Source organism: Streptomyces sp. L7 (genome assembly GCF_050990935.1).
Taxonomy (GTDB): domain Bacteria; phylum Actinomycetota; class Actinomycetes; order Actinomycetales; family Microbacteriaceae; genus Leifsonia.
Map to the genome: position 1 here is coordinate 1,200,096 of NZ_CP194644.1, position 26,247 is coordinate 1,226,342.

Annotated in this window: 25 protein-coding genes, 1 tRNA gene and 1 pseudogene; 5 read left to right on the forward strand and 22 right to left on the reverse strand. The window is 69.6% G+C overall.

Going from position 1 to position 26,247, the window contains the following annotated elements:
- Positions 1 to 101: 101 nt before the first annotated feature.
- Both ACR5MH_RS06060 and ACR5MH_RS06065 read right to left on the reverse strand, forming a co-directional pair.
- Positions 102 to 605, reverse strand: a complete 504-nt coding sequence (locus ACR5MH_RS06060) for a hypothetical protein (protein ID WP_431346160.1) — start codon at positions 603 to 605, stop codon at positions 102 to 104.
- A gap of 39 nt (positions 606 to 644) precedes the next feature.
- A complete protein-coding gene (locus tag ACR5MH_RS06065) occupies positions 645 to 824 on the reverse strand; it encodes a hypothetical protein (protein ID WP_431346159.1) in 180 nt (59 codons plus the stop codon).
- Positions 825 to 2,120: 1,296 nt separating this feature from the next.
- Here ACR5MH_RS06065 and ACR5MH_RS06070 point away from each other — a divergent pair.
- Positions 2,121 to 3,113, forward strand: coding sequence for a translation initiation factor IF-2 N-terminal domain-containing protein (locus ACR5MH_RS06070; RefSeq protein ID WP_433862404.1), 993 nt, complete (start codon positions 2,121 to 2,123; stop codon positions 3,111 to 3,113).
- A gap of 9 nt (positions 3,114 to 3,122) precedes the next feature.
- Here the strand turns inward: ACR5MH_RS06070 and ACR5MH_RS06075 are convergent, their stop codons facing one another.
- The 6 genes from ACR5MH_RS06075 to ACR5MH_RS06100 all read right to left on the reverse strand — a co-directional run bounded on the left by ACR5MH_RS06075 (position 3,123) and on the right by ACR5MH_RS06100 (position 7,541).
- Positions 3,123 to 4,142, reverse strand: coding sequence for a tyrosine-type recombinase/integrase (locus tag ACR5MH_RS06075; protein WP_431346158.1), 1,020 nt, complete (start codon positions 4,140 to 4,142; stop codon positions 3,123 to 3,125).
- An 88-nt stretch (positions 4,143 to 4,230) separates the two neighbouring features.
- Positions 4,231 to 5,091, reverse strand: a complete 861-nt coding sequence (locus ACR5MH_RS06080; RefSeq protein WP_431346157.1) for an HAD domain-containing protein — start codon at positions 5,089 to 5,091, stop codon at positions 4,231 to 4,233.
- A complete protein-coding gene (locus ACR5MH_RS06085) occupies positions 5,088 to 5,294 on the reverse strand; it encodes a hypothetical protein (protein WP_431346156.1) in 207 nt (68 codons plus the stop codon). The genes ACR5MH_RS06080 and ACR5MH_RS06085 overlap by 4 nt, the downstream gene beginning before the upstream one ends.
- On the reverse strand, positions 5,287 to 5,595 hold the full coding sequence (locus tag ACR5MH_RS06090) for a hypothetical protein (protein ID WP_431346155.1): 309 nt from the start codon (positions 5,593 to 5,595) through the stop codon (positions 5,287 to 5,289). Before ACR5MH_RS06090 ends, ACR5MH_RS06085 begins: the two co-directional genes overlap by 8 nt.
- Positions 5,595 to 5,894 carry a hypothetical protein gene (locus ACR5MH_RS06095; RefSeq protein WP_431346154.1) on the reverse strand — a complete coding sequence of 100 codons (300 nt, stop codon included), beginning with the start codon at positions 5,892 to 5,894 and terminating at the stop codon, positions 5,595 to 5,597. Before ACR5MH_RS06095 ends, ACR5MH_RS06090 begins: the two co-directional genes overlap by 1 nt.
- A 129-nt stretch (positions 5,895 to 6,023) precedes the next feature.
- A complete protein-coding gene (locus ACR5MH_RS06100; RefSeq protein ID WP_431346153.1) occupies positions 6,024 to 7,541 on the reverse strand; it encodes a hypothetical protein in 1,518 nt (505 codons plus the stop codon).
- A 363-nt stretch (positions 7,542 to 7,904) separates the two neighbouring features.
- On the opposite strand from ACR5MH_RS06100, the gene ACR5MH_RS06105 reads away from it, so the two are divergent.
- Together ACR5MH_RS06105 and ACR5MH_RS06110 are read left to right on the forward strand one after the other, a co-directional pair.
- Positions 7,905 to 8,117 carry a helix-turn-helix transcriptional regulator gene (locus tag ACR5MH_RS06105; protein WP_431346152.1) on the forward strand — a complete coding sequence of 71 codons (213 nt, stop codon included), beginning with the start codon at positions 7,905 to 7,907 and terminating at the stop codon, positions 8,115 to 8,117.
- Positions 8,114 to 9,337: a tyrosine-type recombinase/integrase gene (locus tag ACR5MH_RS06110; protein WP_431346151.1), complete on the forward strand. Its 1,224-nt coding sequence runs from the start codon at positions 8,114 to 8,116 to the stop codon at positions 9,335 to 9,337. Before ACR5MH_RS06105 ends, ACR5MH_RS06110 begins: the two co-directional genes overlap by 4 nt.
- A 240-nt stretch (positions 9,338 to 9,577) precedes the next feature.
- On the opposite strand, the gene ACR5MH_RS06115 is transcribed toward ACR5MH_RS06110, so the two are convergent.
- From ACR5MH_RS06115 to ACR5MH_RS06145, 7 genes are all read right to left on the reverse strand, one after another.
- Positions 9,578 to 9,649 (reverse strand) — tRNA-Gln (locus ACR5MH_RS06115).
- A gap of 261 nt (positions 9,650 to 9,910) precedes the next feature.
- The gene (locus ACR5MH_RS06120; protein ID WP_431346150.1) at positions 9,911 to 10,849 is read right to left on the reverse strand and encodes an NAD(P)/FAD-dependent oxidoreductase; all 939 of its coding nucleotides are present in this window, start codon (positions 10,847 to 10,849) and stop codon (positions 9,911 to 9,913) included.
- An 8-nt stretch (positions 10,850 to 10,857) separates the two neighbouring features.
- On the reverse strand, positions 10,858 to 12,375 hold the full coding sequence (gltX, locus tag ACR5MH_RS06125) for a glutamate--tRNA ligase (protein ID WP_431346149.1): 1,518 nt from the start codon (positions 12,373 to 12,375) through the stop codon (positions 10,858 to 10,860).
- Between the two features lie 12 nt (positions 12,376 to 12,387).
- A complete protein-coding gene (locus tag ACR5MH_RS06130; RefSeq protein ID WP_431346148.1) occupies positions 12,388 to 13,176 on the reverse strand; it encodes a fumarylacetoacetate hydrolase family protein in 789 nt (262 codons plus the stop codon).
- A complete protein-coding gene (locus tag ACR5MH_RS06135) occupies positions 13,173 to 14,051 on the reverse strand; it encodes a ketopantoate reductase family protein (protein WP_431346147.1) in 879 nt (292 codons plus the stop codon). Before ACR5MH_RS06135 ends, ACR5MH_RS06130 begins: the two co-directional genes overlap by 4 nt.
- A 26-nt stretch (positions 14,052 to 14,077) precedes the next feature.
- A complete protein-coding gene (locus ACR5MH_RS06140) occupies positions 14,078 to 15,055 on the reverse strand; it encodes an AraC family transcriptional regulator (RefSeq protein WP_431346146.1) in 978 nt (325 codons plus the stop codon).
- A 72-nt stretch (positions 15,056 to 15,127) separates the two neighbouring features.
- A complete protein-coding gene (locus ACR5MH_RS06145; protein ID WP_431346145.1) occupies positions 15,128 to 16,093 on the reverse strand; it encodes a LysR family transcriptional regulator in 966 nt (321 codons plus the stop codon).
- An 82-nt stretch (positions 16,094 to 16,175) separates the two neighbouring features.
- Between ACR5MH_RS06145 and ACR5MH_RS06150 the strand changes: the two genes are divergently transcribed.
- Positions 16,176 to 17,285, forward strand: coding sequence for an aminotransferase class V-fold PLP-dependent enzyme (locus tag ACR5MH_RS06150; protein WP_431346144.1), 1,110 nt, complete (start codon positions 16,176 to 16,178; stop codon positions 17,283 to 17,285).
- 98 nt (positions 17,286 to 17,383) lie between these two features.
- Here the strand turns inward: ACR5MH_RS06150 and ACR5MH_RS06155 are convergent, their stop codons facing one another.
- From ACR5MH_RS06155 to ACR5MH_RS06165, 3 genes are all read right to left on the reverse strand, one after another.
- Positions 17,384 to 18,514, reverse strand: coding sequence for a branched-chain amino acid aminotransferase (locus tag ACR5MH_RS06155; protein ID WP_431346143.1), 1,131 nt, complete (start codon positions 18,512 to 18,514; stop codon positions 17,384 to 17,386).
- A gap of 23 nt (positions 18,515 to 18,537) precedes the next feature.
- Positions 18,538 to 19,593, reverse strand: a complete 1,056-nt coding sequence (locus tag ACR5MH_RS06160; RefSeq protein WP_433862405.1) for a 3-isopropylmalate dehydrogenase — start codon at positions 19,591 to 19,593, stop codon at positions 18,538 to 18,540.
- A 75-nt stretch (positions 19,594 to 19,668) separates the two neighbouring features.
- Positions 19,669 to 21,252, reverse strand: coding sequence for an MFS transporter (locus ACR5MH_RS06165; protein ID WP_433862406.1), 1,584 nt, complete (start codon positions 21,250 to 21,252; stop codon positions 19,669 to 19,671).
- A 120-nt stretch (positions 21,253 to 21,372) separates the two neighbouring features.
- Between ACR5MH_RS06165 and ACR5MH_RS06170 the strand changes: the two genes are divergently transcribed.
- On the forward strand, positions 21,373 to 21,954 hold the full coding sequence (locus tag ACR5MH_RS06170; RefSeq protein WP_431346142.1) for a TetR/AcrR family transcriptional regulator: 582 nt from the start codon (positions 21,373 to 21,375) through the stop codon (positions 21,952 to 21,954).
- A gap of 8 nt (positions 21,955 to 21,962) precedes the next feature.
- Here the strand turns inward: ACR5MH_RS06170 and ACR5MH_RS06175 are convergent, their stop codons facing one another.
- From ACR5MH_RS06175 to ACR5MH_RS06190, 4 genes and pseudogenes are all read right to left on the reverse strand, one after another.
- Positions 21,963 to 23,210 carry an RNA polymerase sigma factor gene (locus ACR5MH_RS06175; RefSeq protein WP_431346141.1) on the reverse strand — a complete coding sequence of 416 codons (1,248 nt, stop codon included), beginning with the start codon at positions 23,208 to 23,210 and terminating at the stop codon, positions 21,963 to 21,965.
- Positions 23,211 to 23,331: 121 nt separating this feature from the next.
- Positions 23,332 to 23,637: pseudogene (locus ACR5MH_RS06180) on the reverse strand (YciI family protein); the annotation flags it as partial.
- A 111-nt stretch (positions 23,638 to 23,748) separates the two neighbouring features.
- A complete protein-coding gene (gene serA / locus ACR5MH_RS06185) occupies positions 23,749 to 25,341 on the reverse strand; it encodes a phosphoglycerate dehydrogenase (RefSeq protein WP_431346140.1) in 1,593 nt (530 codons plus the stop codon).
- A gap of 105 nt (positions 25,342 to 25,446) precedes the next feature.
- Positions 25,447 to 26,193, reverse strand: coding sequence for a copper homeostasis protein CutC (locus tag ACR5MH_RS06190; protein ID WP_431346139.1), 747 nt, complete (start codon positions 26,191 to 26,193; stop codon positions 25,447 to 25,449).
- Positions 26,194 to 26,247: the final 54 nt, after the last annotated feature.

Below are 26,247 nucleotides of genomic sequence, written 5' to 3' on the forward strand. Positions count from 1 at the left end.
CTGACCATCCCTTCACAGAAGGAAGTGACCACGCCCATTGTTTACCGTCGGGGGTATTGGTCCGGAGGATGACTCATCCGGCTCTGGGCGCACCAGAGCGCTCAGCGCAGCCGGACGCGCGCTTTCCTTCCTCTCCCTCGGTAGTCGCGCCAACTGACCCGCGCGAACGCGTCGATCGGATACCACGCGCCGGCAACAGTGTCGGCCGCCACGGGCTGATATGAGCTGCCGACCTGGTGTATCTGCAGTCGAGGATCGCCGCGAGTCTCCGTCCCGGGGACCGGACGCGACTGCCCGTGGTCGATGGGCGCGTTGATCGTGAAATCCGTGTGGGTCGCCTCGTGACCGTCACGGGCAGAGTAGATGAGGCGCACGGTGATGTCGGAGGCGATTGAGCCGCCAGTGTTGTGCAGCGTCCACGGCTGTGGGATGTAGCTCCGTCCAGCTGCTGGATATTCAAACATCCACCGGGCCTTAGTCGGCCGGTTGCGCACCAAGTGCGCCGTGATCGCTTGCCATCCCGTCAAGCCGGCTGCCACCACGGCCACGACGAGCGCGATGATCGAGACGATGACGGCGGCAAGATCGGCTTGAGACTGGGACACTTCTCCCCCTCTTGTTTGTGAACCGCCCGGTAGCACGCTCTAGTTGCTCGGGAGGTAGGTGTCCCCAACCTTGTACTCGTCGTACACCTTGTGACTCACCTCGATCGTGTTCGCATGACGGCCATCGAGGATGTCGAACTGGTAGTCACCGCCGGCAACATGCTTGGCCGTGATCGTCGGACCAGACTGGACAGATTGCGTCGGCTGATGAGTGACCACTCCGAACACGACGGCTGCCCCGTAGACACAACCAACTACACCACCCAGAATCCAGGTGAGATTCCACCTGCTCCAACGCCGCTTCGCCGGCGACTCTGCATTGACCATCAAGCTGCCCGCCTGCTGAGACGGTGAACTCGACATCCCGCCGGTTGGCAATCACCAGCGTCCGGCGGGCTCCACGCAACGGTGCCGGCCAGGCAGCTGCCCAAAGCCGACAACAGCATGTCCTCTCGAATCCGGTCGCTCGACTGGGGCGTGTTTGGCATTGGCATCGGTCCTCACCATCTCCGGATCATGAGCTGCACGGCCCGCGACCTGCGGGTCGGTGCGCACCAAAGCGGTCGCCGACGTACGCCCACGGAGCACCAGTCAAGTTCCAGTACAAGACAGCTGAAAGCCCATCGGACCGCCCACCGTGTTCACGCTCGGGGTGGAGACCTGAGTAGACACGTTGCCGTTGCATTACCGTGCTGGCCTGTCCACCCACAAGGCTCCTGGGATGGCTATGTGAAAAAACCGGTTCTGGTCCACCTCGACAATCACGAACCCGAACAAGCGCCTCATAGGCTTCAACCGGCCCCAGTCGTACCGCCATTCGCCCGCCGGCGTGCGAATCCAATACTCATCTACCGTCGCTCCAGAAGTCACAGTGTCCCCCACACGCCAACTCTCTGCCTGCGATTTCGCTGCAGTGAACGTCGCTCTCACTGGTGACCAGATCGACCAGACCCCGACTGCAGCAATCACCAGGCTCACGGGACGCGGTAAGAGCTCACCGACAACCAGCGCCACCACGCTCCCCAACAAGATGAGGACCGACAACGCAAACATGGTTCCTGCGACGGGTCGAGACAGAATTTCGTAGCACATTCGAACCGCTGACTGTCTCAGCGTAAATCCGCGCCGAATGACCAAGACCGGGTCGCCACCAGGCGTTGCTCTAAGAGACTGCGACACTCTGCGACCTACTCATCGGGTCCATCTTCCCACCCGTTCCTAGGGTCAGATGGGTCAGGCACCGCTGGCGGCTTTATCGGTTCCTGATGCTCAATGTGGGACAAGATGTTGATCCCCGAAACATAGACCCGACGCGCTAACGCCGCGGCCGCTGGCCGGCAGCGATCCGAGCGTCACGCCATCGCGCCGCAGACGCCGCATCAGACGAGCCGGTGGCCCGCGAGGAGGCGCCAGCCGACGAGCTTAGTTGGTCCGGCCGAGCAAGATGGAGCAGCCGCCGGCCCAAAGTCGCGCGCAGCCAGAGCCTCCGGATACGATCCGATTAGAGGAGGCGTGATGGTAGCGAAGCCGCGTGTCCACGAGATCGCCTTCGAGCTCGGTGTGGACTCGAAGGTCGCGTTGGCGACCCTCAAGGAGATGGGCGAGTTCGTGAAGGGTCCGTCGAGCTCGATCCAACCGCCAGTTGCGCGGAAACTCCGCGCCCGGTTGGAGGCGATGGGGTACGACGGGACGAGCCGGATCGGTCTCGGCAGCAGCGCGTCCCGTGGCGCCGAGCTCACGGCGCGCTTGCCGGCCTCGCTACCTGAGCTCGCGGATCTGTTCCGCGCTCGCGCGATCGGGCATCAGCCAGTCCGAGCGCTCCTGCGGGTGGCAGCGGAGTCGGAGAACCTCTTCTACGTTCCGTCGTCCGGCGCCTCTGCGATCGAGCACGGCAGCCGAGTCGCGGCGACACTCGATCTGGACGAGCTGCCTGCGCCGGTCGGTTTGGCGGTCATCTGCGGAGCTCCCGGTCGCCGGTATCCACCGCAGTGGCTGCTGTGGTGGGAGGCAACCGAGCAGTCACTGGCGGTCGCTCGTGCACAGTTGGAGATGCATGAGGACTCGGGTGAAACGAACGAGCCGCAGCTCCGGTTCGACCCGGTCGTGCGAGACGACCTCCGGTCCGACAACGGCTCGTTCCAGATCGGCGCCGCCCCGGCCGCACAGCTTCTTGCTGGCCTCGTGGCCGCGATCCCCGTTGAGCCGCCTAGGGGCGGCGCGGCAGGCACACGGAGGCGGAACTCGCCAGCGGAGCCGAAGGTCGAAGACGACACCCAGATCGTCTACCTGCGGCGTGCCGCCACATCCTCGGGGCGGCCGGAGTCTTCGGCCGATGCGGTCCGTCGGCAGACCCAGTGGACGGTCCGCGGGCACTGGCGCAACCAGTGGTACCCGTCAGAGGACGACCACCGCCGGATCTGGATCGATCAGCACACCGCCGGTGCCGCCGACGGCCCGACAGTCAGCCGTCGCAAAGTATTCGTGATCCGTCCTCGCGCTGAGGTCTGAGTGCGTTGTTCAGAGCCCGAGGACGTTTCCTGTTGAGCGGTCCAGTGCGCGGCCGCTGACGTACCCCAGGGTGGTCGACGGATTCGTGTGCCGACCCTGAGCCATGAGTTCTTCCAGTGACGCACCGGCTTCGGCCGCGACGGTGAGGTGCCCGCGCCGGCCGGAGTGTGAGGAGAGCCGCGGCGCGGTGAGGCCGGCGGCGTCGCAGCGGTTGTGGAAGATCTGATTTACGCTCTCGCCGGAGAGGGGTGTGTCGCCCTGGCGGTCGCTGCCCTTGTAGAAGCGGACGAAAACGGGGGTATCCGGCATCAGTGCGCCGGACGCTGTGGTGCGGTCCGCGAGCCACCGTTCGAGGATCGCTACGGGATCGGTCATCTGCCCGGAGACGACGGGCACGTCTTGCCCTCGGCCGAACGGGTCGCCTTTCGACGTGGGTAAGTGGAGAATCAGCCCTCGGCCGGGATAGGTGGTGATCTGTCCATAGCGCAGGCCGGCGGCTTCGCTCCGGCGAAGTGCCCCCGCGAACAGCAGAACGATCAGCGCGGCGTCTCGGTGCCCCCGGGGTGTGTCCTCGATCGCCCCGAGGATCTGTCGGAGCTCCTCGGTGCGAAGCGGATGAGCCTTCTGTACCTGCCGGCCGGCGAGTTTACGCCGGACGCCGGCAGCAGCGAGTCGCACGGTGGGGTCGTCGGTTGGCGACGGGGTGATCCGCTGCTCTCGCGCGTAGGTAGAAACCGCAGCGAGTACGAGCGAGATCGACGACTGGGAGACTCCAACAGTGCGGCGAGTGTTCGGGTCGGTGCGTCGGCGTAGAGCGCCCAGGTAGGCTGCGAGGGTTCCGGGCGCCAGCCAGTCCAGGCCTTCCGTCTCCGCCCAGGCGCGCAGACTGTTCAGAGCTGACCGGTAGGCGCGGCGGGTTGCTGGTGCCAGGGAGGCGTCGACGTCCTCGGCGATGTGTTCTTGATGCGCGCGCAGGCGCTCGAAGCGCTCGAGCTCATCCGACGGTTCCGGGCTGGGTAGGAGGGTCATACCGGAGCTATGCGCGGAGTTCACTTTCCACTTGCGTTATGTGACGTTAACGCATGTTGGCGAACCTCACCGGTATTCTCGGCGCGCCTCACGCCCGAGCACGGCGGCCGTCGATGAATGCCTCGATCTGCCGCAGATGGCCGGGCAGAAGACCGGACGAAGCGTGAGGAGCGATGAGCAACCGATCGCGCGAGGAGTCTGCGGCCCAAGCAGGGTCGAGAGCGGTCAGCGGGTGAAGTTGGTCGTCGATCCAAACGACCCCGACGTGCTTGGGCAGTCCCGCTTCGACTTTGCGGACTGCGTCCAGCTTCCACCGGGCCAGGCCGCCGGCCGCAGGTTGGCCGGCCAGGATAAATCCGCCGTTCAGGCTGTCATCCGGCAGCCTCTGCAGGAGCTGATCCAGCTCGCGTGGCCGCGCGCCCCACGATGACGACCAACAAAATTCGACGCCATCCTGGTAGAGGATGTCGCTGAGTTCCACAACACGCTCGACGATGTCCAGGTCGTAGACGCGGCCGGCGTCGTCCTCGAGTTGCCGGTGCTTCACCCCAGCCCGGGGCGGCTGGCGCAGCACGACACCGTCAATATCCAGCACGACGAGGACATCGAGGCGGGAGAGCTCTTCCGCGCTCGGACGTGGTCGCACGTAAGTCAGTGACCAAGGTTCCGGAAGGCCAGCCGGCGGCGGGTCCCCAAGAACCGCCGCCAAGTTCCGGGGAGGGCTCGGGTAACGAAGCGACGAGATTACGTCGTGAACGCGCGCCGTAGCGACGGCCACGGCATGCCACTCCTCCGGTACCGCAACGACATAGTCACGCACGGCAGTGATCTCATCGTCGGCGTTCGGGCGGCCGCTGTCACGGATCCGCTCGATCGCCGTATCCGCAGCGGCGCGCAGCCGGGCTGCGGCAGCTCGAACGTCATCCTCTGTGCGCGTCGTGAGGCTCACAATTCGGGCTCCTCCGCCAGCTCGTATTTCCTGTGGATCTCCGCGGACGCTTCCTCCAACGTGATCTCTTCGGTGAGTATTCGACGCGCGCGATCGATTGCATCCGGATTGGGGCTGTGGCAGGCCAGCTCCGCGGATCTCTCTATCTCCGACACGCGGGCCTCCAGTGCATCGCCCTCAAGCCACCGCTTTCGCTCAGCCATCAGAGGGCCGGTCCCCGAGGAAGACGCTGACGTCGACGTCGGAGTTTGTGCGCAGCTCGGCGAGGAGTTGCTCCAGCCGGAGCGCGGCGGCGCGCATCGCCTCGGGGTCGTCCCGCGGAATGCTGCGCTGCCAGGCGTGTGTCGCAGCCGTTAGCTGTAACGCTTCTTCCGGGCTGATGCGGCCGGCGGCGGCGTGTTCTTCGAAGGAGCCACAGAGATCGCCCCAGGCGTCGAGGAGGACATCCAGGTCGACCGGGATCGACTCTGGTTCCGCGGTCATGACCACGCGCTCAAGGCTCATCAGCGGCCCTCGCTGAGGAACGCGGCGACGTCGACGTCACCCTCATGGAGAGCCGCGAGAAGTGCTCGCATCCTTCCCTCCGCGGTCTCGATGGGGGCTGCCTCGTGCCGCGGGAGGGCATCATTGACCGTCGACTGGTAGTAGGTGTGTGCGGCGACGACATCGTGGACGAACACACGACGGCCCTCGTCACTGTCGACATCGCGTCGTTCGCGGAGGGCCAGTGTCACCTCCCCGAACAGGTCGAGGAGCCTGTCGGCCGCGGCGGCAGCGGCAGGCCGTGCGTCAAGCGTGCTCATCGGGTCCTCTGTTCTGCAGCTGGCGGTCTCCTTGAGATCGTACCCACTACCTATGCGCGGAAGCAGAGGCCAGGTGCAAACGGAAGCGGGCCGCCTCCGTGGAGGAGGCGGCCCGTTTCGGTTTGGTGCTTAGTGGGCCACGCCGTTGATGGTGGTGTGGCCGAGTGTGACGTCATAGGCGTAGGAGCCGGACGCGAATCCGGGCAGACCCTGGGACGTCAGGTCCGTGAGACCGCCGTCGAGGTGGGGGCCCGAGATGGTAGTGAGGTCTCCACCGCTGAGCACGATCTTGGACGGGTTGTTGGACTGGCAGTGACCGCCGGCGCCGATCGCGGGTCCAGAGTTGCCGTCCGCCTCGAATGCGGTTTCGGCGGTGATGATGCCCCCGCTGATCGTCAGCGGGACCAGGTCGGGGTGGTCGTCTGGGGTCGCGCCGACGCAGATCGCCGGTGCTCCGTTGGAGCCCCAGCCGTCGCTCTGCTTCACGAGCGGGTGCACGTGACCACCGCTGAACGTGACCGTCCCGTTCTGCCCGAGCTGGATGGCGGACATCCACCAGTACGAAATTGCCGAGACGTCGCCGCCGCTGAAGATGACGTCGACGCCCTCGCTGAGCGTGCCGCCGATCTGTGCCTCGTTAGGCATGTTGCCGGTGTCGTCCGGGTTCTGCAGCGTGACCTTGACGGTTGCGCCTGCGTACTCGAAGACAGCGCCTTGGTGTGGTGCGACAGCGGAACCATCGCTGCTCGGCCGTTCGACACCGATGCCGACGCCCATGCCGTTCGTGGTCACGTTGATGGTGCCCGACTGGAAGATGAACTTCCCTGCGTCGTCTGACGCGACAGCTCCGATACCCGCGGCGGTGTACGCAGTGTTGAAGTCGGAGTTGTCGACGTTCAGGACGCCGCCCGGCGCGGAGGAGATGAAGGTGACAACACCACCCTTGGTAGCCTCGACGGCCGGGTGATCCTGATTTGTCGCTGTATCGGAGTAGCCCGAGAGGGTGATTGTGTGGCCGGCGCTGTCGAGGGAGACCTGGTGCGAGGTGGTGAGGTAGTCGCCACCCGGGGTGACCGTGATGTCGTTGGCCGCGCGAACGATGGTCCCGTCGGCACTGTTGGCGAACGCGTCCGAGAGTTCGCCGGCGTCGTGGACCATCACGACAGGCGCGGCAGGCAATGGGGCGAGCGTGGAAAGGTCCGCGCAGCTGGACATGTCACCGGCCGTCAGCGGCTTCGCCACCGCCATCGACGAGTCGATCCAGAACACGTTTCCAGCGTCAGACCGGATCGCGGCGACCCAGCACTGGCCAGAGTTGCCAGTTGTAACGGACAGCTCCACCTTCTTCGTGAGCAGGTTCGCGGCGGTGAGGGCATTGCCGTCGCCGTAGGTGAGGTCGGAGGCCTGCACCCGGTAGGCAGCCTCAGCAGTCTTGACCGAATTCAGGCTCTGGACCGCCGCTTGGTCCTGCGACCACGGGATGACTCCGAACAGCGATGCGGCGATGACCCCGGCAACGATCCCGAGGACGAGGATGCCGACCATGATCGAGGCGAGGTCGACGACGCCGTTCTCGGCGCGCAGGCGGGCTTTCTGGTTGCGGAGCCGCGCCCGGATGTCTCGGGCAAGGCGGTCGAGAAACTGCATGGTGGTCTCCTTCAGCTAGCGGAGGACGCTTTGTCCCCCGCGCTGAAGATGTGGTCGGCGCCCGGCCAGGGGTCCCGCAGCCGCAGCAGGCTCCAGGGCCGGGAAATCCACTTCGTCACCTGTACGGCGGCGGTGCGGGTGCTGGCCGCGGCCGCGGCCCAGTGCGCTATCTCAAGACGCGTCACATGTCCCCCGAACTGGGGGAGGCGATACCCCTCCAAACCCCAGGCAAACCGCTGCCTCCGCGCATAGCAGATAGTGAGCGGCAGTGATCTCCGATGATCGCTTCCGTTCAGAGCATCGTGCTCAACGGTCGCCTCGCCCGCCTCGGGGGCGACCGACGCAGGCGGGAGAAAGAGCAACATGGGCGACAAGACAGCCAAGAAGACCCTGCGGGTCGATCGGCTCTGGACGATGGAGGACATCGCCGATTACCTGCAGGTCGCGATCGGCACCGTCCGAAACATGTCCTCGCGCGGCCAGCTGCCCGCGCCCGTGAACAACATCGGACGCTCGCGCCGGTGGCGACCAAACGACGTCATCGCCTTCTTCGGCCCGAGGCGGGGCAACCGATGACCGGTCGGCCGCGCACGTCGCTGGGTGCGTGGGGCAAGCTCACGTACGAGACCCTCGCCGACGGTCGGGTCCGCGTGAGCGGTGCCTACCGCGACCAGTGGGGAACTACCCACCGGATCCAGCGGACGGCAGCCTCTCGTGCGGCGGCAGACAAAGTGCGCCTCGCTGCGGCCCAGAAGATCAGCGCACGTCGGTCCGGCGGCAACACATCGATGCTGAAAAGCGAATCCACGATTCGTGAACTCGCAGAGCTGGTGCTCGCAGAATACGATGGACGCACTGACCTGGCGACACAGACACTGAGCCGGTACCGGGCATCAATTCGCAACCACATCATCCCGGCTCTCGGCGCTTTGCGCTTAGACGAGGTCGACGGTCACCTGCTCGGAGAATTCCTGACGGAGCTCAACTCGCAGCACCCGAGTGAAGCCCGAAGCTGCCGCACAATCATCCGCGCCATGCACACGAAAGGAGGCCGTGCGATTCACGACAATTGGGCGTCCGGCCTCCCGAAGCGGCTCAGCCGTCGTCGCGGAGACGTACGCGCACTCACCGCGGCGTCGGTGAACACGCTGTTCGAGATGCTGGAGCGCGACCGCCAGCGACCGCGCAGCGGCCCCACGTCCCGCCGAGCACACGACGTGCTCGAAGACGTGCTGACGGTCCAACTCGGCACCGGCCTCAGAGTGAGCGAGGTCGCAGCCTTCCGTGCTGAAGACGTCGTCCTCCACGATGACGGCCGCGTCCAGGTAAGGGTCCACAGCGCAGTCGTCTATCTAGCGGCGAGGGGGAAAAAGACTTCAATGCCCGGGCGCAAGCGGGCGGTCTACGAGAAGCCCGGTCGATACATCGTCCAAGAGCACAACAAGACGCACCAGATACGCCTGGTGTGGGCTGACGAATGGGCAGCCCGCGTCCTCATGCGACGTGTCACTGCCGTCGAGAGTGGACTCCTGTTCACCACCGACACAGGCACCCCTCTCAACCTCAACAACGTGCGGCGCACCCTCCGCGACGTCATCGAGGGCACCGACTTCGAAGGTTGGCTTTCCACCCACACGATGCGCAGAACGGTTGGCAACGCCGTCGCACTGGCACAGGGCGAAGATGCAGCTGCAGCGGTGCTCGGGCACGCCTCGGTCGCTACAACCCGGGAGTCATACATCGAGAGGGTCCAGCTCGCGCCAGACGTAACGAGCGTCACCAGCAAGCTCCGCTGACGCCAGAACGTCCGAACGCCCCCGCCGACTCAAGGCGGGGGCGTTTCTGCTGTATCCGACGGTCTCAAAGCTGCAGAAAAGTCGTAGAAAACTGGAGCGATATGGAGTGACTTGCGGTGACGACCAGTGACTCCGCTAGTGGTCGACACGCCGAAGCCGAGCCTGCGCAAAGCCGCATGAAACCGCCGGTCAACTACGAAAAAGGCCCGGATCTCCGGGCCTTCTTCACGTCACTTCCTGCTGGGGTACCTGGACTCGAACCAAGAACAACTGAACCAGAATCAGCCGTGTTGCCAATTACACCATACCCCAAGGGCTTCGGACTGCGGTCCGGGCACGAGATACAACAATAGCCTATGCTCCTCCGCTTCCACAAAACGCGGGAGGGCCGGGCGAGCCGTCGCCCGGCCCCGCCGTTCGGGCCGCGACGGCGAATCGGACCTGGAGGCCTTCGCCGCCATGCTGGAGCGCTACAAAGCCGCCCCCGACGAGTGAATCGAGCGCACGCGATTCGTGACGAATGTCGCGAATGGCGCGCCGAAACACGCGATTCGTGACGAATGTCGCACGCGGCTAGAGGACGGCGCCCTCATCGACGGCGATCCCGATCAGGTCGCGGTTCACGGCGGCGGCCACGACGGCGCCCGACCCCGCCGCCACGATGAGCTGCTGCGGACCCGGCGCGGTGGTCTCCCCCGCCGCGTACACCCCCGGCAGCGACGTGCGGCCGTGCACGTCCGTCACGAGATACCCGTCGCTGTCGCGGTCGAGGTCGAGTGCGTCCGCGAACGCCAGCGCGGGAGTCCACACCGGCCGAACGAACCCGCCCGCGCGCGGCACCACGGTCCCGTCGGCGAGCCGGACGCCGGTCATGACGCCCTTCTCCCCGACGACGTCCTCGATCGGACGCCGCTCGACGCCCACGCCGAGTCGCGCGAGCGAGCGCTCCTCGTCGGCACCGATCGGCGCGACGCCGTTGGTGAAGACGATCAGGTCGTCCGTCCACTGCGTGAGCAGCAGCGCCCGCTCGGCCAGGTCCGCCGTCTCCCCGATCAGGGCGAGCGGTTCGCCGGCCTTCTCGAAGCCGTCGCACTCGAGGCAACTGTGGAGCTGGGTGCCGTAGAAGGCGCGCAAGCTCGGCAGGGCGGGCATCGTCTCGGTCACGCCGGTCGCGATCACGACGGTCTGCGACACGGCGTCCACGTCGGCGCCGCCGCGCACGCCCGTTCCCCGCACGCGGAACCCGTCCGCGTCCACGGTCACCGAGCCCACCTGCGCGAACACGATGTCCGCCTCGTCGTAGCCGGAGACCTCCTCGCGGCCGAGGCGGCGCAGCTCTGCGGGCGGCACACCGTCGCGGCTGAGGAAGCCGTGCGCCTGCAGCGTCGCAGCGTGCCGCGGCCGGTTGCCGTCCACAACGAGCACCCGCCGGCGGGCGCGCGCCAGATTCAGCGCGGCGCTGAGGCCGGCCGGGCCGCCCCCGACGACGATGACTTCAGCGCTGACCCCCACGGCGGGACCTAGTTCAGGCTCGCCGACAGCGCGCCCAGCCGGGCGAGCGACTCGGCCTTGCCGAGGATCTCCATCGACTCGAACAGCGGAGGCGACACCCGGCGGCCCGAGACGGCCACACGCAGCGGTCCGAAGGCGACGCGCGGCTTGAGCCCGAGGGCCTCCACCAGGGCGTCCCGCAGTGCGCCCTCGATCGCGTCGTGCGTCCACTCCGACTCCGGCAGCACCTCGAGCGCGCCGAACGACGCGGCGAGCACCTCGCCCGCGTTGTCGGGCAGCGAAGCGCGGGCGTCGTCCTCGATCGTCAGCGACTCGGCGTCCGTGAACAGGAACCCGAGCATCCCCGGCGTCTCGCCGAGGAGCTGCACACGCTCCTGAACGAGCGGCGCGGCCTCCGCCAGCACCGCGCGCTGGGCGTCCGTCAGCGGCTCGGTCAGCACACCGGCGGCGACCAGGTACGGGATGGTGCGCTCGGCGAAGTCCCCGACCTCCAGCAGCCGGATGTGGTCGCCGTTGATCGACTCGGCCTTCTTCTGGTCGAAGCGGGCCGGGTTCGGGTTCACGTCGGCGACATCGAACGCGGCGACCAGCTCGTCGACCGAGAACACGTCGCGGTCGTGCGTGAGCGACCAGCCGAGGAGCGCCAGATAGTTGACCAGCCCCTCCGGGACGAACCCGCGGTCGCGGTGGTGGAAGAGGTTCGACTCCGGGTCGCGCTTGGAGAGCTTCTTGTTGCTCTCGCCCATCACGTACGGGAGGTGGCCGAACCGCGGCACGAAGGTCGTCACGCCGGCGTCGATGAGCGCGTGGTACAGCGCGATCTGACGCGGGGTCGACGACAGCAGGTCCTCGCCGCGGAGCACATGCGTCACGCCCATGAGGGCGTCGTCCACGGGGTTCACGAACGTGTACAGCGGGTGGCCGTTCGGGCGCACGACGACGAAGTCGCTGAACGATCCGGCCGGGAAGGTGATCTCGCCGCGCACCAGGTCGTCGAAGCTGAGGTCGTCGTCCGGCACCCGCAGGCGCAGCGCGGGCTCGCGGCCCTCGGCACGGTAGGCGGCCTTCTGATCCTCGGTGAGGTCGCGCTCGAAGTTGTCGTAGCCGAGCTTCGGGTCGCGGCCGAGCGAGACGTTGCGCGCCTCGATCTCCTCGCCGGTGGCGAAGCTCTCGTAGATGTGGCCGGAGGCCTTCAGCCGCTCGATCAGTTCGCGGTAGATGTCGTACCGCTGCGACTGCCGGTACGGCTCGTTCGGGCCGCCGGCGTCGATGCCCTCGTCCCAGTCGAGGCGCAGCCAGCGCAGCGCGTCGAGGATCATCGCGTACGACTCCTCGCTGTCGCGCGCGGCGTCGGTGTCCTCGATGCGGAAGATCAGCTTGCCGCCGGTGTGCCGCGCGTACGCCCAGTTGAACAGGGCGGTGCGGATCAGGCCGACGTGCGGGGTGCCGGTGGGCGACGGGCAGAACCGGACGCGGACATCCGCGCCGGTCGCGGTCGAGAAGGGGTGCGAGGCATTGTCAGACATACAGAGGAAATCCTACTTGGGCGCGCGCACCGGATTCACCAGCGAACCGACGCCTTCGATCTCCACCTCGACGGTGTCGCCTGCGACGATCGGCCCGACGCCGGCCGGCGTCCCGGTGAGGATGACGTCACCGGGCAGCAAGGTGAAGACGCTCGACGCGTAGGCGATGATCGACGGGATGTCGTGCACCATCTCGGAGATGCGCGCCTCCTGCTTCAGCTCGCCGTTGACGCGGGTGCGGAGGAAGGCCTCCGGGTCCAGCTCGGTCTCGATGACCGGGCCGAGCGGGCAGAAGGTGTCGAAGCCCTTCGCGCGCGTCCACTGGCCGTCCGACTTCTGGAGGTCGCGGGCGGTCACATCGTTCGCGACCGTGTAGCCGAAGATGTGCTCTGCGGCCTTCTCGGCGGGAACGTGGCGGGCGATCTTGCCGATCACGACCGCCAGCTCGCCCTCGTAGTCCACCTGCTTCGACTGCGGCGGCAGCACGATCGCGTCGCCGAGGCCGATCACCGCCGTGTTCGGCTTGAGGAACAGCAGCGGCTCGCCCGGCGCCGCCTCGCCGCCCATCTCGGCGGCGTGGTCGCGGTAGTTCTTGCCGACCGCGACGACCTTCGAGCGCGGGATCACCGGGGCCAGCAGCGAGCCGACCTGGCCGAGCGGCACGCGCTCCCCCGTCGTGTCGAAGCCGGAGAACAGCGGATCGCCGGCGAGGACGACCAGGGCGTCGTCGTCGACGATGCCGAAATCGATCACCGGGGTCTGCTCGGAGGGACGTGTGTGGCTGAACCGTGCGATCTTCACGCGTTCGAGCCTAGCGCCGCGACGATCCGGGCGACCGCCGGTGTGGGGACACCGTGCCGGGCGCCGATGCGCAACAGCGCGCCGCCGATCGCGTCCAGCTCGTTCAGGTGGCCGTCGGCGAGGTCCTCCTGCAGGGAGGTGCGCATCCCGCCGGGGACGCTGTGCAGCACGCGGATCAGGTCGAGCGTGGAGGTCGGGACGCCCTCCGCCGTCGAGCAGGCGACGATCTCGGAGACGACCGCCTCGGTCAGTTCCGGGTCCTCGCTGAGCGCCGGGCCGGCCGACTGGCGCCAGTAGGAGGTCAGCAGCGCGAGCGCCGACAGCAGCCGGAACTTCGCCCAGAGCACCTCGGCCTCCGTTCCGCCGACCTTCACCCGCGGACCGGCGTCGGCGAGGGCGCGGATGGAGGCGAAATCGCCCGCGGCCTCCGGAGCCTCGATGTTCACGAACGGGCTGCGGTGATCGATCGCGGTGGTGGAGGCGCGCAGGGCGGACACCGCGACGGACGCGCCCGCCACCGGCACGCCGGGCAGCGCCTCCCGCAGCAGGCCCATGTGCTCGACACCGTTGAGGAACGACACCACCTCGCTCGGCTGCGCCGCCGCGATCCCGGGGAGGACATCCTCCTGCCCGTAGGCCTTGGTCGCCACGATGACGCTCGCGCCCCGCGGGACCTCGGTGGCGGCAGAGACCCGCTCGACGCCGTCGCCGAAGGTGGCGCTGCGCACCTCGATGCCGTTCGCGCGGATCGCCTCGACCGTCGCGGGACGGCCGACCGCGACGACATCGTGCCCGGCGCGGCTCAGCAGCCAGGCGAACAAGCCGCCGACGGCACCGGGACCGACGACGGCGAAGACAGGTGCAGGAGCATTCATGGCTCGATCGTAGCCAGCGTTCGCGCCTATCCCTGTCGCAGCGCTTCCACGGGAAGGACCCCGTAGACGGTTCGATACCGGGCGGCGAAACGGCCGAGGTTGGAGAATCCCCAGCGTGAGGCGATCGCGGAGACGCTCGCGGTCTCGGGGCTGGCACGTAGGAGCTCTCGGTGCGCGTTCTCGAGACGCACGCGGGTGAGATAGACCAGCGGGGTGGTGCCCGCGTGGGCGACGAACCCGCGTCGCAGCGTGCGGGCGCTGGCCCCGACGGCGGCGGCCACATCGGGGATGCTGATCGGCAGCCCGGCGTTCTCCTCGATGAAGTCCATCGCTCGCCGGATCACAGCGGGGACGACCTGACTCCTGTCACGTTCGAGCGCGCCCCGGTAGCGGTGCTCGGTCGCGAGGAACAAGCCGGTCATGACCATGCTGGCGAGGTGCGCCGACAGCAGTGGGTTGCCGGCCAACCCGTCCGGACCGCGAGCCGAGCCGTAGAGGGCCTGGACGATCCGCCACCACTCGGCGGCTCGGCCCGCTCTGAGGTCGACGAGCGGAGCGAAGTCGATCGGCGTCGTCACCTCGTCGCCGATGATCCGCCCGAGCTCCCGTTCCAGCGTCCGCCGGTCGATGCGGACCATCGTCAGCCGGTCGCGGGGGTGCTCGAAGCCCGAGATGGTCGACTCCACGTCCGGGCCCGCAACCGCGGCGTGCTCCGGACTGGCCACGACCTCCCGCCGGCCGGTCCTCAGATTCAACAGACCGGCGCTCGGCGCGCTGATTCCGTAGGCATCGCTGTGGGATCGCATCTCGACGTCGACCTCGGCGCCGTACGCCATCCGGACCAGGCTGACGCTCCCGAGCTGGAAGCCGGAGACTTTCCAGGCGAACGGGGCGTCGACGCGCACCGGGGTCACCCGGTGTTCGTAGCCCAGCAGGCGGGCGGAGATCTCGACCGCCTCGTCGACGTCAGCCGAGCGGTAGGTCTGAAAGCCTGACGCGACCATGTCCACCCCTCCGGCGAATCCGAGGCGACTGCGGCCATTGTTCCGCGTCGCGCCGGCTCGGGCAACAGCGCGTCAGCCGACAGGAGCCGGCTCGCGCGAGCCGGGAGTCAGCCCCCAGGGCGCACCGTCGAGGGCCAGAAGCGCGTCCGCCGTGGCGGCGATGGCCGGGACCGCGTCGGAACCCGCGGCAGCCACGAGGTTGATGGTGCGGTGGTCGCGGTTCGCGGTCGGCCGCAGCACCACGCCCTCCACCGCTCCCGCCGAGCCGACCGCGAGCGCGGGCAGCAGGGCGACGCCGACGCCCTCGGCGACCATCCGCAGCACGGCGATGAAGTTGTCGGTCTCGTAAGCGATGCGCGGTGCGTAGCCGCAGGCGTCGGTGAGCTCGAGGAGGTGGCCGCGGCAGCGCGGGCAGCCGCCGATCCAGGAGGCCGTCGCCAGCTCGGCGAGGTCGACGCGTTTGCCCGCGGCGAGGGGATGGTCGGCGCGCAGGGCGACCAGCATCTCGTCCTTCCAGAGCGGTACGACGGCGAGGCCGCGCGCGCTCTCGCGGTGCGGGTCGACGCGATCGCCCGGGTAGCTGAAGGTGATGGCGAGGTCGGCGGCCTGATCGCGGACGGCCGCGACGGCTTCCGGAGGCTCGGCCTCCAGGTAGGTGATGCGGACGCCCGGATGCGCGGTCTCCATCGTGTTGAGCAGGCGCGGGACGAGCGAGGACGACGCCGACGGGAAGCCCGCCAGCCGCACCCGGCCGGTGCGGAGGCCGCGCAGGTCGGCGAGCTCGCCGGCGGCCGCGTCGAGCGCAGTGGTCACGGCGCGGGCGTGCCGCGCGAGGACACGACCCGCCTCGGTGAGCCGGACGCCGCGGCCGGCGCGCGCGACCAGCGGCATCCCGATGCGACCCTCCAGGCGGCGCAGGTGCTGGCTGATCGCGGGCTGGCTGTAGCCCAGCGACTCGGCGGCGCGGGTGATGGAGCCGTGGTCGGCGATCGCCCGCACCACGCGGAGGCTGTGGGAGTCGAGGTCGTCGAGCAGCATGAACGAATCATAACGCTGGGTGATCGATGCGATTCAACACCTGTTCTGGTGTGATGTGTGAGGGTCGCTCAGGATGGAGGTCATGCCCGAGACGCGCACCCTCGCCGCCACCCGGCCGACGCCGGACTTCCACAACGCCTTCGCCGCCGGCGCCGGCTACCTCGCCGCGTGCACGCAGGGCCTGCCCACGCACGCCACGGTCGAGGCGACCCGCGCCGACCTGGACCGCTGGGCGCGCGGCGAGGCCACTCCGGGCGACTACGACGCCGCGATCGCACGCGCTCGCTCCGCGTTCGCCCGGCTGGCGGGCGTGACCGTGGACGATGTGGCGATCGGGTCGCAGGCTTCGGTGCTGGCCTCCCTCGTCGCGGCGTCGGCGCCGGACGGGGCCGTCGTGGCCTGCCCGGAGGGCGACTTCGCCTCGGTCGTCGCGCCCTTCCAGGCGCAGGCGCACCGCGGCGTGCGGGTGCGGGAGGTCCCATTGGCCGACCTCGCGGACGCCATCGACGGCGACACCTGGCTCGTCGCCTTCTCCGTCGTGCAGTCCGCGACCGGCGAACACGCCGACGCCGGCGCGATCCTCGACGCCTGCGCCCGAACGGGCACGCTGAGCCTCGCCGACCTCACCCAGGCGCTCGGCTGGCTCCCGGTGGACGCCTCCCGGTTCGACCTCACCATCACGCACGCCTACAAGTGGCTGTGCGCGCCGCGCGGCAGCGCCTTCCTGACAGTGAAGCCCGGACTGCGGGATGCGCTCAATCCCGTGCACGCCGGCTGGTATGCGGGAGAGGACCCGTGGAGCTCCTGCTACGGACCGCTCCGGGAGCCCGCCTCTTCGGCGCGCCGCTTCGACGTCTCCCCCGCCTGGCCGGTGTGGCCGGGCACGGCGGCGGCGCTGGAGTTCTTCGCCTCGCTCGACCGCGTCGCGGTCCACGCTCACGCGACCGGGCTGGGCGACCGGCTGGCGGAGGCGCTCGGGCTCGCCGACGCGCTCGGCGCTCCGGTGCGCGGCCGCGCCATCCTGAGCTGGCCGGACCCGGAGGGCGCCGACCTCGCTGCGCTCACCGCCGCCGGCCTGCGGGCCTCCGGCCGCGCCGGGCGCGCGCGCGTCGCCTTCCACCTCTGGAACACCGACGCCGACGTCGACCGCGTCCTCGCCGCGCTCGCCCCGCACCATTCGTCACGAATGTAGGGAAAAGTCGCCTCATTCGCGCGATTCGTCACGAATGTCGTGAGGCCCCGGTGCCGCGATTCGTGACAAATCGCGGCACGGGGGCGACGAGACGCGCCTTACGCGTCGAGGCGCACCATCCAGTTGTGGCGGTCGTGCTCGCGGCCGTACTGGATGTCGGTCAGCTCCTTGCGCAGCGACATCGTCAGCTCCCCGGGAGGCGCCGTGATGTCCCCGACCGTGAACGTGTCGGACTTCAGCTCGCCGATCGGCGTGATGACCGCGGCGGTCCCGCACGCGAAGACCTCGACGATGTCGCCGGACTCCACACCGTCGCGCCACTCGTCGATCGTCACGCGGCGACGCTCCACCGAGTGGCCGCGGTCGCGCGCGAGCTGCAGCACCGAGTCCAGCGTGATGCCCTCGAGGACGCTGTCCGACTCGGGCGTCACGAGGGTGCCGTCCTTGTAGACGAGCACGACGTTCATGCCGCCGAGCTCCTCGATGTACTTCCCCTCCACGGAGTCGAGGAACAGCACCTGCGCGCAGCCGTGCTCGTAGGCCTCGGCCTGCGGGAGGAGGCTCGACGCGTAGTTGCCGCCGGTCTTCGCCGCGCCCGTTCCGCCCTTGCCGGCACGCGACCAGTGGTCGGACAGCCAGATGGACACCGGCGCGACACCGCTCGGGAAGTACGCGCCCGCCGGGGACGCGATCAGGTAGAAGGCCACCTTGTTGGCCGGGCGCACACCCAGGAACGCCTCCTTGGCGAACATGAACGGACGCAGGTAGAGGCTGGTCTCCTCACGGTTGGGCACCCAGTCGCCGTCGACCGCGACGAGCTGCTTGAGCGCGTCGAGGAAGTGCTCGACCGGCAGCTCGGGCAGCGCCAGGCGGTAGGCGGAGCGCTGCATGCGGGCCGCGTTGGCCTCCGGGCGGAAGCTCCAGATCGAGCCGTCCTCGTGCCGGTAGGCCTTGAGGCCCTCGAAGATCTCCTGCGCGTAGTGCAGCACCGCGGCGGACGGCTCGAGCTGGATGGGGCCGTACGGGGAGACCCGCGGCCGGTGCCAGCCGCCCTTGGCCGACCAGCACAGGTCGACCATGTGGTCGGTGAAGTAGTTCCCGAAGCCCGGGTTCGCGAGGATCTCCTCGCGCTCGGCCGCGCTGCGCGACGACTCGTTGCGCGTGACGTTCCAGAGGAGGCCGGCCGTCTCGCTGGGTCCGGAGGTGAGGTTGATGCTGGTGGAGGTCATTGAGTGTCCTTTTGTGCGATGCGTCAATTCTGCGTCACGCGGGCCGCGATCGCGTCGCCCACTTCGGAGGTCGTGCGCGCGGCGCCGCTGCGGGCGGCGAGGTCGGACGTCACCGCCTGCTCGACCCGCTCGGCGAGCTCCCGGGCGCCGAGGTGGCGGAGGAGGAGCGCGACGGAGAGGATCGCGGCGGTGGGGTCGGCCTTCTGCTGGCCGGCGATGTCGGGGGCCGATCCGTGAACCGGTTCGAACATGCTCGGGAATTCGCCCGCGGGGTTGATGTTGCCCGAGGCGGCCAGTCCGATGCCGCCGCTGATCGCGGCCGCGAGGTCGGTGAGGATGTCGCCGAAGAGGTTGTCCGTGACGATCACATCGAATCTAGCAGGATCCGTGACCAGGAAGATCGTCGCCGCGTCGACGTGGAGATAGTCGACGGCCACCTCGGGATGCTCGGCCGCGACGGCATCCACGATGCGCTTCCAGAGCCCGCCCGCGAAGGTGAGCACGTTGGTCTTGTGCACCAGCGTGAGCTTTTTGCGGCGCTGCTCGGCCTGCTCGAACGCGAAACGCACGACGCGCTCCACACCGTAGGCGGTGTTCACCGAGACCTCGTTGGCGATCTCGTGCGGCGTCCCCTGCCGGATCGCGCCGCCGTTGCCGACGTACGGGCCCTCCGTGCCCTCGCGGACGACGACGAAGTCGACCTCCCCGGGGTTCGCCAGCGGGCTCGCGATGCCCGGGAACAGGGTCGTCGGCCGCAGGTTCACGTAGTGGTCGAGCGAGAAGCGCAGCTTCAGCAGCAGCCCGCGCTCGATGTTCGCCCCGGCCAGCCGCGGATCGCCGGGCCTGCCGCCGACCGCGCCGAGCAGGATGGCGTCGTGTCCCGCGATCGCCGCGAGGTCGTCGTCGGTGAGCACGTCGCCGCTCGCCAGGTAGCGGTCGGCGCCGAGCGAGAAATGCGTCTTCTCGAACGCGAGCTCGCTGCCCGCGGTGACCGCGTCGAGCACCTTGACCGCCTCCGCGATCACCTCCGGACCGATTCCGTCCCCGGGGATGACGGCGAGTTGGACGGTTCTGCTCATGACGCTCCTGCACTGATCGGTGGGCGGACGGTTCCCCTACACACTATCGCCGCGCCGACGGCCGGCGCGCCCCGCTCAGCCGCGCACGCGCCGCAGCGTCACCAGCGCCAGCACCGCCGCCGTCAGCATCAGCCCGGCGCCGATGGAGGACGTGAGCGCGATGCCGCTGTCGAACGCGTGGCGCGCGGACCCCAGGAGCTGGGCCGCCGCCCCGCTCGGGAGGCCGCCTGCGACCGTCACCGCGCCGCCGAGCGTGTCCGCGGCGGCGGTCGCGTCGGCCGGGCTCAGCCCGGCCGGCAGCACGATCGCGGCGCGGTACGACGCGATGATGATGCTCCCGAGCGTGGCCGTGCCGAGCACCGCGCCCAGCTCGTACGCCGTCTCGGACACCGCCGACGCCGCGCCCGCCTTGTCCGCCGACGCCGTCGACACGATGAGCTCGTTCGACACGGTCTCCGCCGCGCCGATGCCCGCCCCGAGCAGCACGAACGCCGTCAGCAGAATGCCCCACGAGGCGTCCCCGCCGCTCACCGCGACGAGCAGGTAGCCCGCTGCCGAGACGCACAGGCCGCCCGCGATCACGAAGCCGGGCCGCAACCGCCGCGCCACCGGCACCACCAGGAGGCCCGACACGATCATGGTCGCGAGCCCAGGCAGCAGCACCAGCCCTGCCCGCATCGGCGGCATCCCGAGCACGAGCTGGAGGTGCTGCGACACGAAGAACAGGAAGCCGACCAGCGCGATCACGCTCAGCAGGTTGATCAGCACGGCGCCGCTGAACGCCGCGCGCCGGAACAGGCGCATGTCGAGCATCGGCACCGGCCTCCGGAGCTGACGCCGGACGAACAGCACCCCGGCGGTCACCCCGACGACCGCCCCGAGCACCGGCACGAGCGCGAGCCCGTGCACCGCGAACTCCTTGATCCCGTAGACGATCGGCGCCATCGTCACGAGCGACAGCAGGATGGACACGACGTCCACCGGCCCCGGCTCGGGGTCGCGCGACTCCCGCACGAGCAGCGGAGTGAGCACCAGCAGCGGGATGAGCACGGGTACCGCGAGCAGGAACACCGAGCCCCACCAGTAGTGCTCGATCAGCAGCCCGCCGACGATCGGCCCGAGCGCGGACCCGGCCGCGAAGCCCGCCGCCCAGATCGCTATTGCGACGCGGCGCTGCTCTCGGTCCTGGAACACGCTGCGCAGCAGCGACAGCGTGGACGGCATGAGCATCGCGCCGAACACCCCGAGCAGCGCCCGCGCCCCGATCAGCAGGTCGGCCGTCGGAGCGAACGCGGCCGCGGCCGAGACGGCGGCGAAGCCGGTCGCGCCGATCATCAGCACCTTCCGCCGGCCGATCCGGTCGCCGAGGCTGCCCATCGCGACCAGGAGGCCGGCGAGCACGAGCGGGTAGACATCCACGATCCAGAGCATCTCGGTGGAGGACGGCCGCAGCGCCTCGGTGATGGCCGGGAGCGCGAACCCCAGCACGGTGTTGTCGACCGACACCAGGAGGACCGGGAGCATGAGGACGACCAGGGCCGCCCAGGCGCGCGTGCCGGCGCGGGCGCGCGTGCCGGCGCGGGCGGGCGTGGGCGCAGGGGGCTGCGCCATCGGCTCGGCGGCGGCCGGAATGCGGTCGGGGCGGGCGGTCGCGGTCATGGATTTACTGTACCGTCCGGACGGTACAGTAGTCAATGAGCCGGGAGCCGCTGAGCCGGGAGCCGCTGAGCCGGGGCCGCTGACACGGGACCGCAGCGGTGTCGCGGCTAGCATGGCCCCATGGCCTCCCCCGCCGCATCGGCGTCCACCTCGTCCGCTCCCGCCGCGCGGTCCGCCCGCGACCGCATCCTCGACGCGTTCGAGGACCTGCTCGCCGAACAGAGCGAGCGCGCGGCGACGCTGGAGGCCGTGGCCGCGCGGGCGGGCGTCTCCAAGGGCGGCCTGCTCTACCACTTCGCGTCGAAGGATGCCCTGGTCGACGGCGTCCTGGAGCGCTTCGCGGCCGACCTCGCCGAAGACATCGAGCACATGCGGGCAGCGCCGGACGGGCCGGTCGCCTACTTCTTGCGGACGTCCATCCCGTCCGACAACCGCCTGGAACGCGTGATCGTCGCCATCGCCCGGCTCGCCCAGGCGTCGGACGCCCGCGCGAGCGACGCCCTCGCCGACGCCCAGCGGCAGTGGCTCAGCGAGCTGGAGGCCGTCGTGGGCGACCGGATGGTGGCGCTGACCATCATGCTGATCGGCGACGGGATGTACTACAACTCCGCCCTGCTGCCTGCGGCGAACACCGTGCTCCGCGACGAGACCGACCTCCATGAGCTGATCGGGCTGGTCGAGCGGCTGAGCGCGCAGGACTGAGCGGGCGCTCAGGCGCCGCCCGCAGCGAGCAGCCTGAGCAGCGACCTGCGTGTCCGGTCGTCACCCGCCGTCCCGATCGCGCGGCGCAGCTCGGCCTCCGATCCCGCCCGGTCCCCCGCCAGCCTCAGCAGCTCGGCGCGCACCGCGTGCGCCCGGGAGTCCAGCGGTCCGGCGAACGGGTCGGCCTCGGCGTCGAGCGCGGCGAGGGCGACCTCCGGTCCGGCGTCCGGGCTGTGAGCCAGGGCGACGAGCCGGCCGAGGCGCGCCGACGCGCTCGGCCAGACCCGCACCAGCCCGTCGTAGAGCCGGACGATCGCCGGCCAGTCGGTGGCCTCCCAGGTCGGGGCGATCGCATGCAGGCCGGCGATGCCCGCCTGCAGCCCGTAGCGCCCGTCGCCGTCCCTCGCGCCATCGAGCGCGACGGTCGCCAGCCGCTCCCCCTCCACCATCATCGCCACGTCCCAGCGCGTGCGGTCGGCTTCCCGCAGCGTCGCGAACTCGTCGTCCGCCGTCAGCCGCGTCGCCTGGCGGGCCTCGGTGAGCAGCAGCAGGCCGAGCAGTCCGGCGCTCTCCGCATCGTCCGCGATGCGGTGCGCGTCGCGGGCGAGGGCGATCGCGTCGGCGCGCAACCGGTCGTCCGCGGTCGCGTGCCCGACCGTGTAGAGCAGGTAGATCGTGGTCAGCGCGTCCGGCATCCTGGCTGCGACGGCCGCGCGGTCGTCGAGGGCGAACCGGAGGCCGGAGTCGTGGACGCGCTTCTTGGCGCGAGTGAGCCGAGCAGCCATCGTCGGCTCGGAGACGAGGAAGGCATCGGCGATCCGCGCGGTCGGAACGCCGCAGACGTGCCGCAGCGCCAGCGCCACGCGCGTCTCCGGCGCGAGGTCGGGATGCGCGACGAGCAGGATGAGATCCAGTCGCTCATCGCCGGTGAACACCACCCCACCACCCCTCTCCTCCGCGTCGGCGGCAGCCGCGCTCTCGGCGCGCTCGGCCTCCGCGGCCAGCATCGGCGCGACCCTCCGGGCGGACCGCTCGCGCCGGAACGCGTCGAGGGCGACCCGGCGCGCGACCGTCGTGATCCAGGCCGCCGGGTTCAGCGGCTCGCGGCCGCGCGCCGCCTCCGCGACGGCGCGCGCGAACGCCTCCTGCACCGCGTCCTCGGCGAGCAGGAGGTCGCCCGTCGTGCGTGCGACCGCGCCGAGGATACGGGCGGCGTCCTCGCGGTAGGCGCGCTCGATCCGGGAGGCCGGGGTCACGGCCCCGCCCTCCCCAGGCGCGTCGTCGCGCTGTCCGCCATCCGCAGCGCCGCCGGCGGGGCTCAGCGCACCGTGTCGAGCACCAGCACCGGGTACAGCTCGACCCACCCCCGGTCGGCACCATCGCGGCCAGTTCCCTGGCCTGCTCGGGCGTCGAAGCGGTGTAGCTGTAGAAGCCGGTGACGACCTCCCGGGTCTCGCTGAACGGCCCGTCGGTGATCAGCGGGGCGCCGCCCTCCCGCGGCGTGATCTTCGTCGCCTTGGTGATCGGCTGCAGTGCGCCGGTGGCGACGATCCGCTCACCGGCCGCGACCACGGCGTCCTGGAATGCCTTGTGGCCGGCCATGCCCGCCTGCCACTCCTCCGCCGTCATCGCCTCGGGGTCCCAGTTCGGCTCGTGGATGAGCAGAACGTACTCGTCGGACATCGTGGTCTCCTCACTTCGTCGGAACGCCGCCCCGCTCGGGCGACATCCCTACGACGCAAGTCAACCGTCGAAATCGACAGCGCGCGACAACATCTTTGCCGAAGGGGAGGGTCAGGACTCGCTGATGTCGATCTCCTGCAGGAGGTCGGCGTCGATCGCGACGCGGACCTTCTCGAGCAGGCCCTCGGGCACCCGTGAGTCGACCGTGAGCACGCTGAGCGCCTTGCCGCCGGCCGACGTCCGCGCGATCTGCATGCCCGCGATGTTGATCCGCGCCTCGCCGAACTCGTGGCCGTAGACCGCGACGATGCCGGGGCGGTCGTCGTAGACCATGACGATCAGGTGCTCGGCGATCGGCACCTCCACGTCGTAGCCGTTGATCTCCACGACCTTCTCGATCTGCTTCGTGCCGGTGAGCGTGCCGGAAACCGACACCTGCGAGCCGTCGCTGAGCGCGCCGCGCAGCGTGATCAGGTTGCGGTACTCCTCGCTCACCGAATCGGTGATGAGACGCACCTCGATGCCGCGCTGCTCGGCGAGCAGCGGCGCGTTCACGTATGACACCGTCTCGGAGACGATGTTGGTGAAGATGCCCTTGAGGGCCGCGAGCTTGAGCACGCTGACGTCGTAGTCGACCAGCTCGCCGCGCACCTCCACGTCGATGCTGGTCAGCGGGCTGTGCGCGAGGCCGGAGAACACCTGGCCGAGCTTCTCGACCAGCGGGATGCCGGGGCGCACGTACGGGTCGATGACGCCGCCGGCGACATTGACCGCGTCGGGCACGAGCTCCCCGGAGAGCGCGAGGCGCACCGACTTGGCGACCGACACGCCGGCCTTCTCCTGGGCCTCGTCGGTGGAAGCGCCGAGGTGCGGCGTGACGACGACGTTCTCCAGCTCCAGGAGCGGCGACTCGGTCGGCGGCTCGCTCACGAACACGTCGAGGCCGGCGCCGGCGATGCTCTTGGTGCTGAGCGCGCGGTAGAGGGCGTCCTCATCGATCAGGCCACCGCGGGCGACGTTGACGATGAACGCCGTCGGCTTCATCTGCGCGAGCTGGTCGTCGGAGATCATCCCGGTGGTCTCCGGGGTCTTCGGCATGTGGATGGTGATGAAGTCCGCGTCGGTGAGCAGTTCGTCCAGGCTGACGAGCTGGACGCCGAGCTGCTGCGCACGCGCGCTGGTGACGTAGGGGTCGTAGGCGATGACCTTGGTGCCGAACGCCTGCAGGCGCGCGGTGATGAGCGCGCCGATCCGGCCGAGGCCGATGATGCCGACCGTCTTCTCGTAGAGCTCGACGCCGGTGTACTTGGACCGCTTCCACTGCCCCTGCGCGAGCGCACTGTGCGCGGCCGGGATGTGCCGGGCGAGGCTCAGGATGTGGCCGACGGTGAGCTCCGCCGCCGAGATGATGTTGGAGGTCGGCGCGTTGACGACCATGACGCCCGCGTTGGTGGCGGTCTTGATGTCGACGTTGTCGAGGCCCACGCCTGCGCGGGCGATCACGCGCAGCTTGTTCGCCGCGCCGATCACCTCGGCGTCCACCTTGGTGGCCGAGCGCACCAGGATGGCGTCCGCGTCGGAGACGGCGGAGAGCAGTGCGGGCCGATCGGTTCCGTCGACATTGCGGATCTCGAAGTCCGGCCCGAGGGCGTCGACGGTAGCGGGCGAAAGTTCTTCGGCGATCAGCACGACCGGCTTTGTCACGTGGCAGTTCCTTACAGGGAGGCTGGCTTGGGAGAAGGCGCGCAGCAGTCGTCGGTGCGCGGGTTGCTTAACTCTAGCGGGAGCGCAACGCCGCCTTTCGCCGCGTTACGAACCGGCGGTGCGGACAGCGGCGACCGCCTCCCCGACCGTGGTCGGGTCGGTGATGTCGTAGGCAGCGTCTCCGCCGCCGGGACCGCTCGGCGCGCCCGACACCGACGTGCGCGCGGAGAGGTGCACGGCGTCGACGCCGGCCGCGATGAGGCGATGGATGTCCTGCACGCGCACTCCCCCGCCCGCCATCACCTGCACCCGGCCGCCCACCCGCTGGGCCAGCGCCCGCAGCCCGTCCAGGCCGTCGACACTGCGTGCGGCCCCGCCGGAGGTCAGGACGCGCGCGACGCCGAGCTCCGCGAGCGCGTCGGCCGCGCCCAGCGGGTCTGGCAGCGTGTCGAAGGCCCGGTGGAACGTCACCTCGAGACCGGCTGCCTCCGCGACGAAGCGGGCGACGGCCTCGCGGTCGATGCGCCCCGCCTCGTCCAACGCACCGACGACCACGCCCGCGGCGCCGGCCTCCCGGGCGAAGCGGATGTCGGCGGCGATCGTGCCGAGCTCGTCGGAGTCGTAGACGAAGCCGCCGCCGCGCGGCCGCACCAGCACGTGGGTGAAGCCCGCGCGACCGTCCTCCCGCGCCTGCTCGACCGCGGCCCGCACGAGACCGGCCGACGGGGTCAGCCCGCCGAGGCCCAGCGCGACGCACAACTCGACCCGGTCGGCGCCCTCGGCGAGGGCGACGCGCACGCCCGCGATGTCCTGGACGGCGATCTCGACGGCAGTGCGGCGGGGTTCGGGCATGCGGCCCACGATAGCGGCATTCCCGGCACGACGGCCCCGGCGTAACGTCGGCAG

Excerpts from the sequence above, each read along its gene's own strand:
- ACR5MH_RS06070 (WP_433862404.1), top strand. The coding sequence starts at position 2,121 with ATGGTAGCGAAGCCGCGTGTCCACGAGATCGCCTTCGAGCTCGGTGTG.
- ACR5MH_RS06075 (WP_431346158.1), bottom strand. The coding sequence starts at position 4,142 with ATGACCCTCCTACCCAGCCCGGAACCGTCGGATGAGCTCGAGCGCTTC.
- ACR5MH_RS06085 (WP_431346156.1), bottom strand. The coding sequence starts at position 5,294 with ATGGCTGAGCGAAAGCGGTGGCTTGAGGGCGATGCACTGGAGGCCCGC.
- ACR5MH_RS06090 (WP_431346155.1), bottom strand. The coding sequence starts at position 5,595 with ATGAGCCTTGAGCGCGTGGTCATGACCGCGGAACCAGAGTCGATCCCG.
- ACR5MH_RS06095 (WP_431346154.1), bottom strand. The coding sequence starts at position 5,894 with ATGAGCACGCTTGACGCACGGCCTGCCGCTGCCGCCGCGGCCGACAGG.
- ACR5MH_RS06100 (WP_431346153.1), bottom strand. The coding sequence starts at position 7,541 with ATGCAGTTTCTCGACCGCCTTGCCCGAGACATCCGGGCGCGGCTCCGC.
- ACR5MH_RS06105 (WP_431346152.1), top strand. The coding sequence starts at position 7,905 with ATGGGCGACAAGACAGCCAAGAAGACCCTGCGGGTCGATCGGCTCTGG.
- ACR5MH_RS06110 (WP_431346151.1), top strand. The coding sequence starts at position 8,114 with ATGACCGGTCGGCCGCGCACGTCGCTGGGTGCGTGGGGCAAGCTCACG.
- gltX (WP_431346149.1), bottom strand. The coding sequence starts at position 12,375 with ATGTCTGACAATGCCTCGCACCCCTTCTCGACCGCGACCGGCGCGGAT.
- ACR5MH_RS06135 (WP_431346147.1), bottom strand. The coding sequence starts at position 14,051 with ATGAATGCTCCTGCACCTGTCTTCGCCGTCGTCGGTCCCGGTGCCGTC.
- ACR5MH_RS06140 (WP_431346146.1), bottom strand. The coding sequence starts at position 15,055 with ATGGTCGCGTCAGGCTTTCAGACCTACCGCTCGGCTGACGTCGACGAG.
- ACR5MH_RS06145 (WP_431346145.1), bottom strand. The coding sequence starts at position 16,093 with ATGCTGCTCGACGACCTCGACTCCCACAGCCTCCGCGTGGTGCGGGCG.
- ACR5MH_RS06150 (WP_431346144.1), top strand. The coding sequence starts at position 16,176 with ATGCCCGAGACGCGCACCCTCGCCGCCACCCGGCCGACGCCGGACTTC.
- ACR5MH_RS06155 (WP_431346143.1), bottom strand. The coding sequence starts at position 18,514 with ATGACCTCCACCAGCATCAACCTCACCTCCGGACCCAGCGAGACGGCC.
- ACR5MH_RS06160 (WP_433862405.1), bottom strand. The coding sequence starts at position 19,593 with ATGAGCAGAACCGTCCAACTCGCCGTCATCCCCGGGGACGGAATCGGT.
- ACR5MH_RS06165 (WP_433862406.1), bottom strand. The coding sequence starts at position 21,252 with ATGACCGCGACCGCCCGCCCCGACCGCATTCCGGCCGCCGCCGAGCCG.
- ACR5MH_RS06170 (WP_431346142.1), top strand. The coding sequence starts at position 21,373 with ATGGCCTCCCCCGCCGCATCGGCGTCCACCTCGTCCGCTCCCGCCGCG.
- ACR5MH_RS06190 (WP_431346139.1), bottom strand. The coding sequence starts at position 26,193 with ATGCCCGAACCCCGCCGCACTGCCGTCGAGATCGCCGTCCAGGACATC.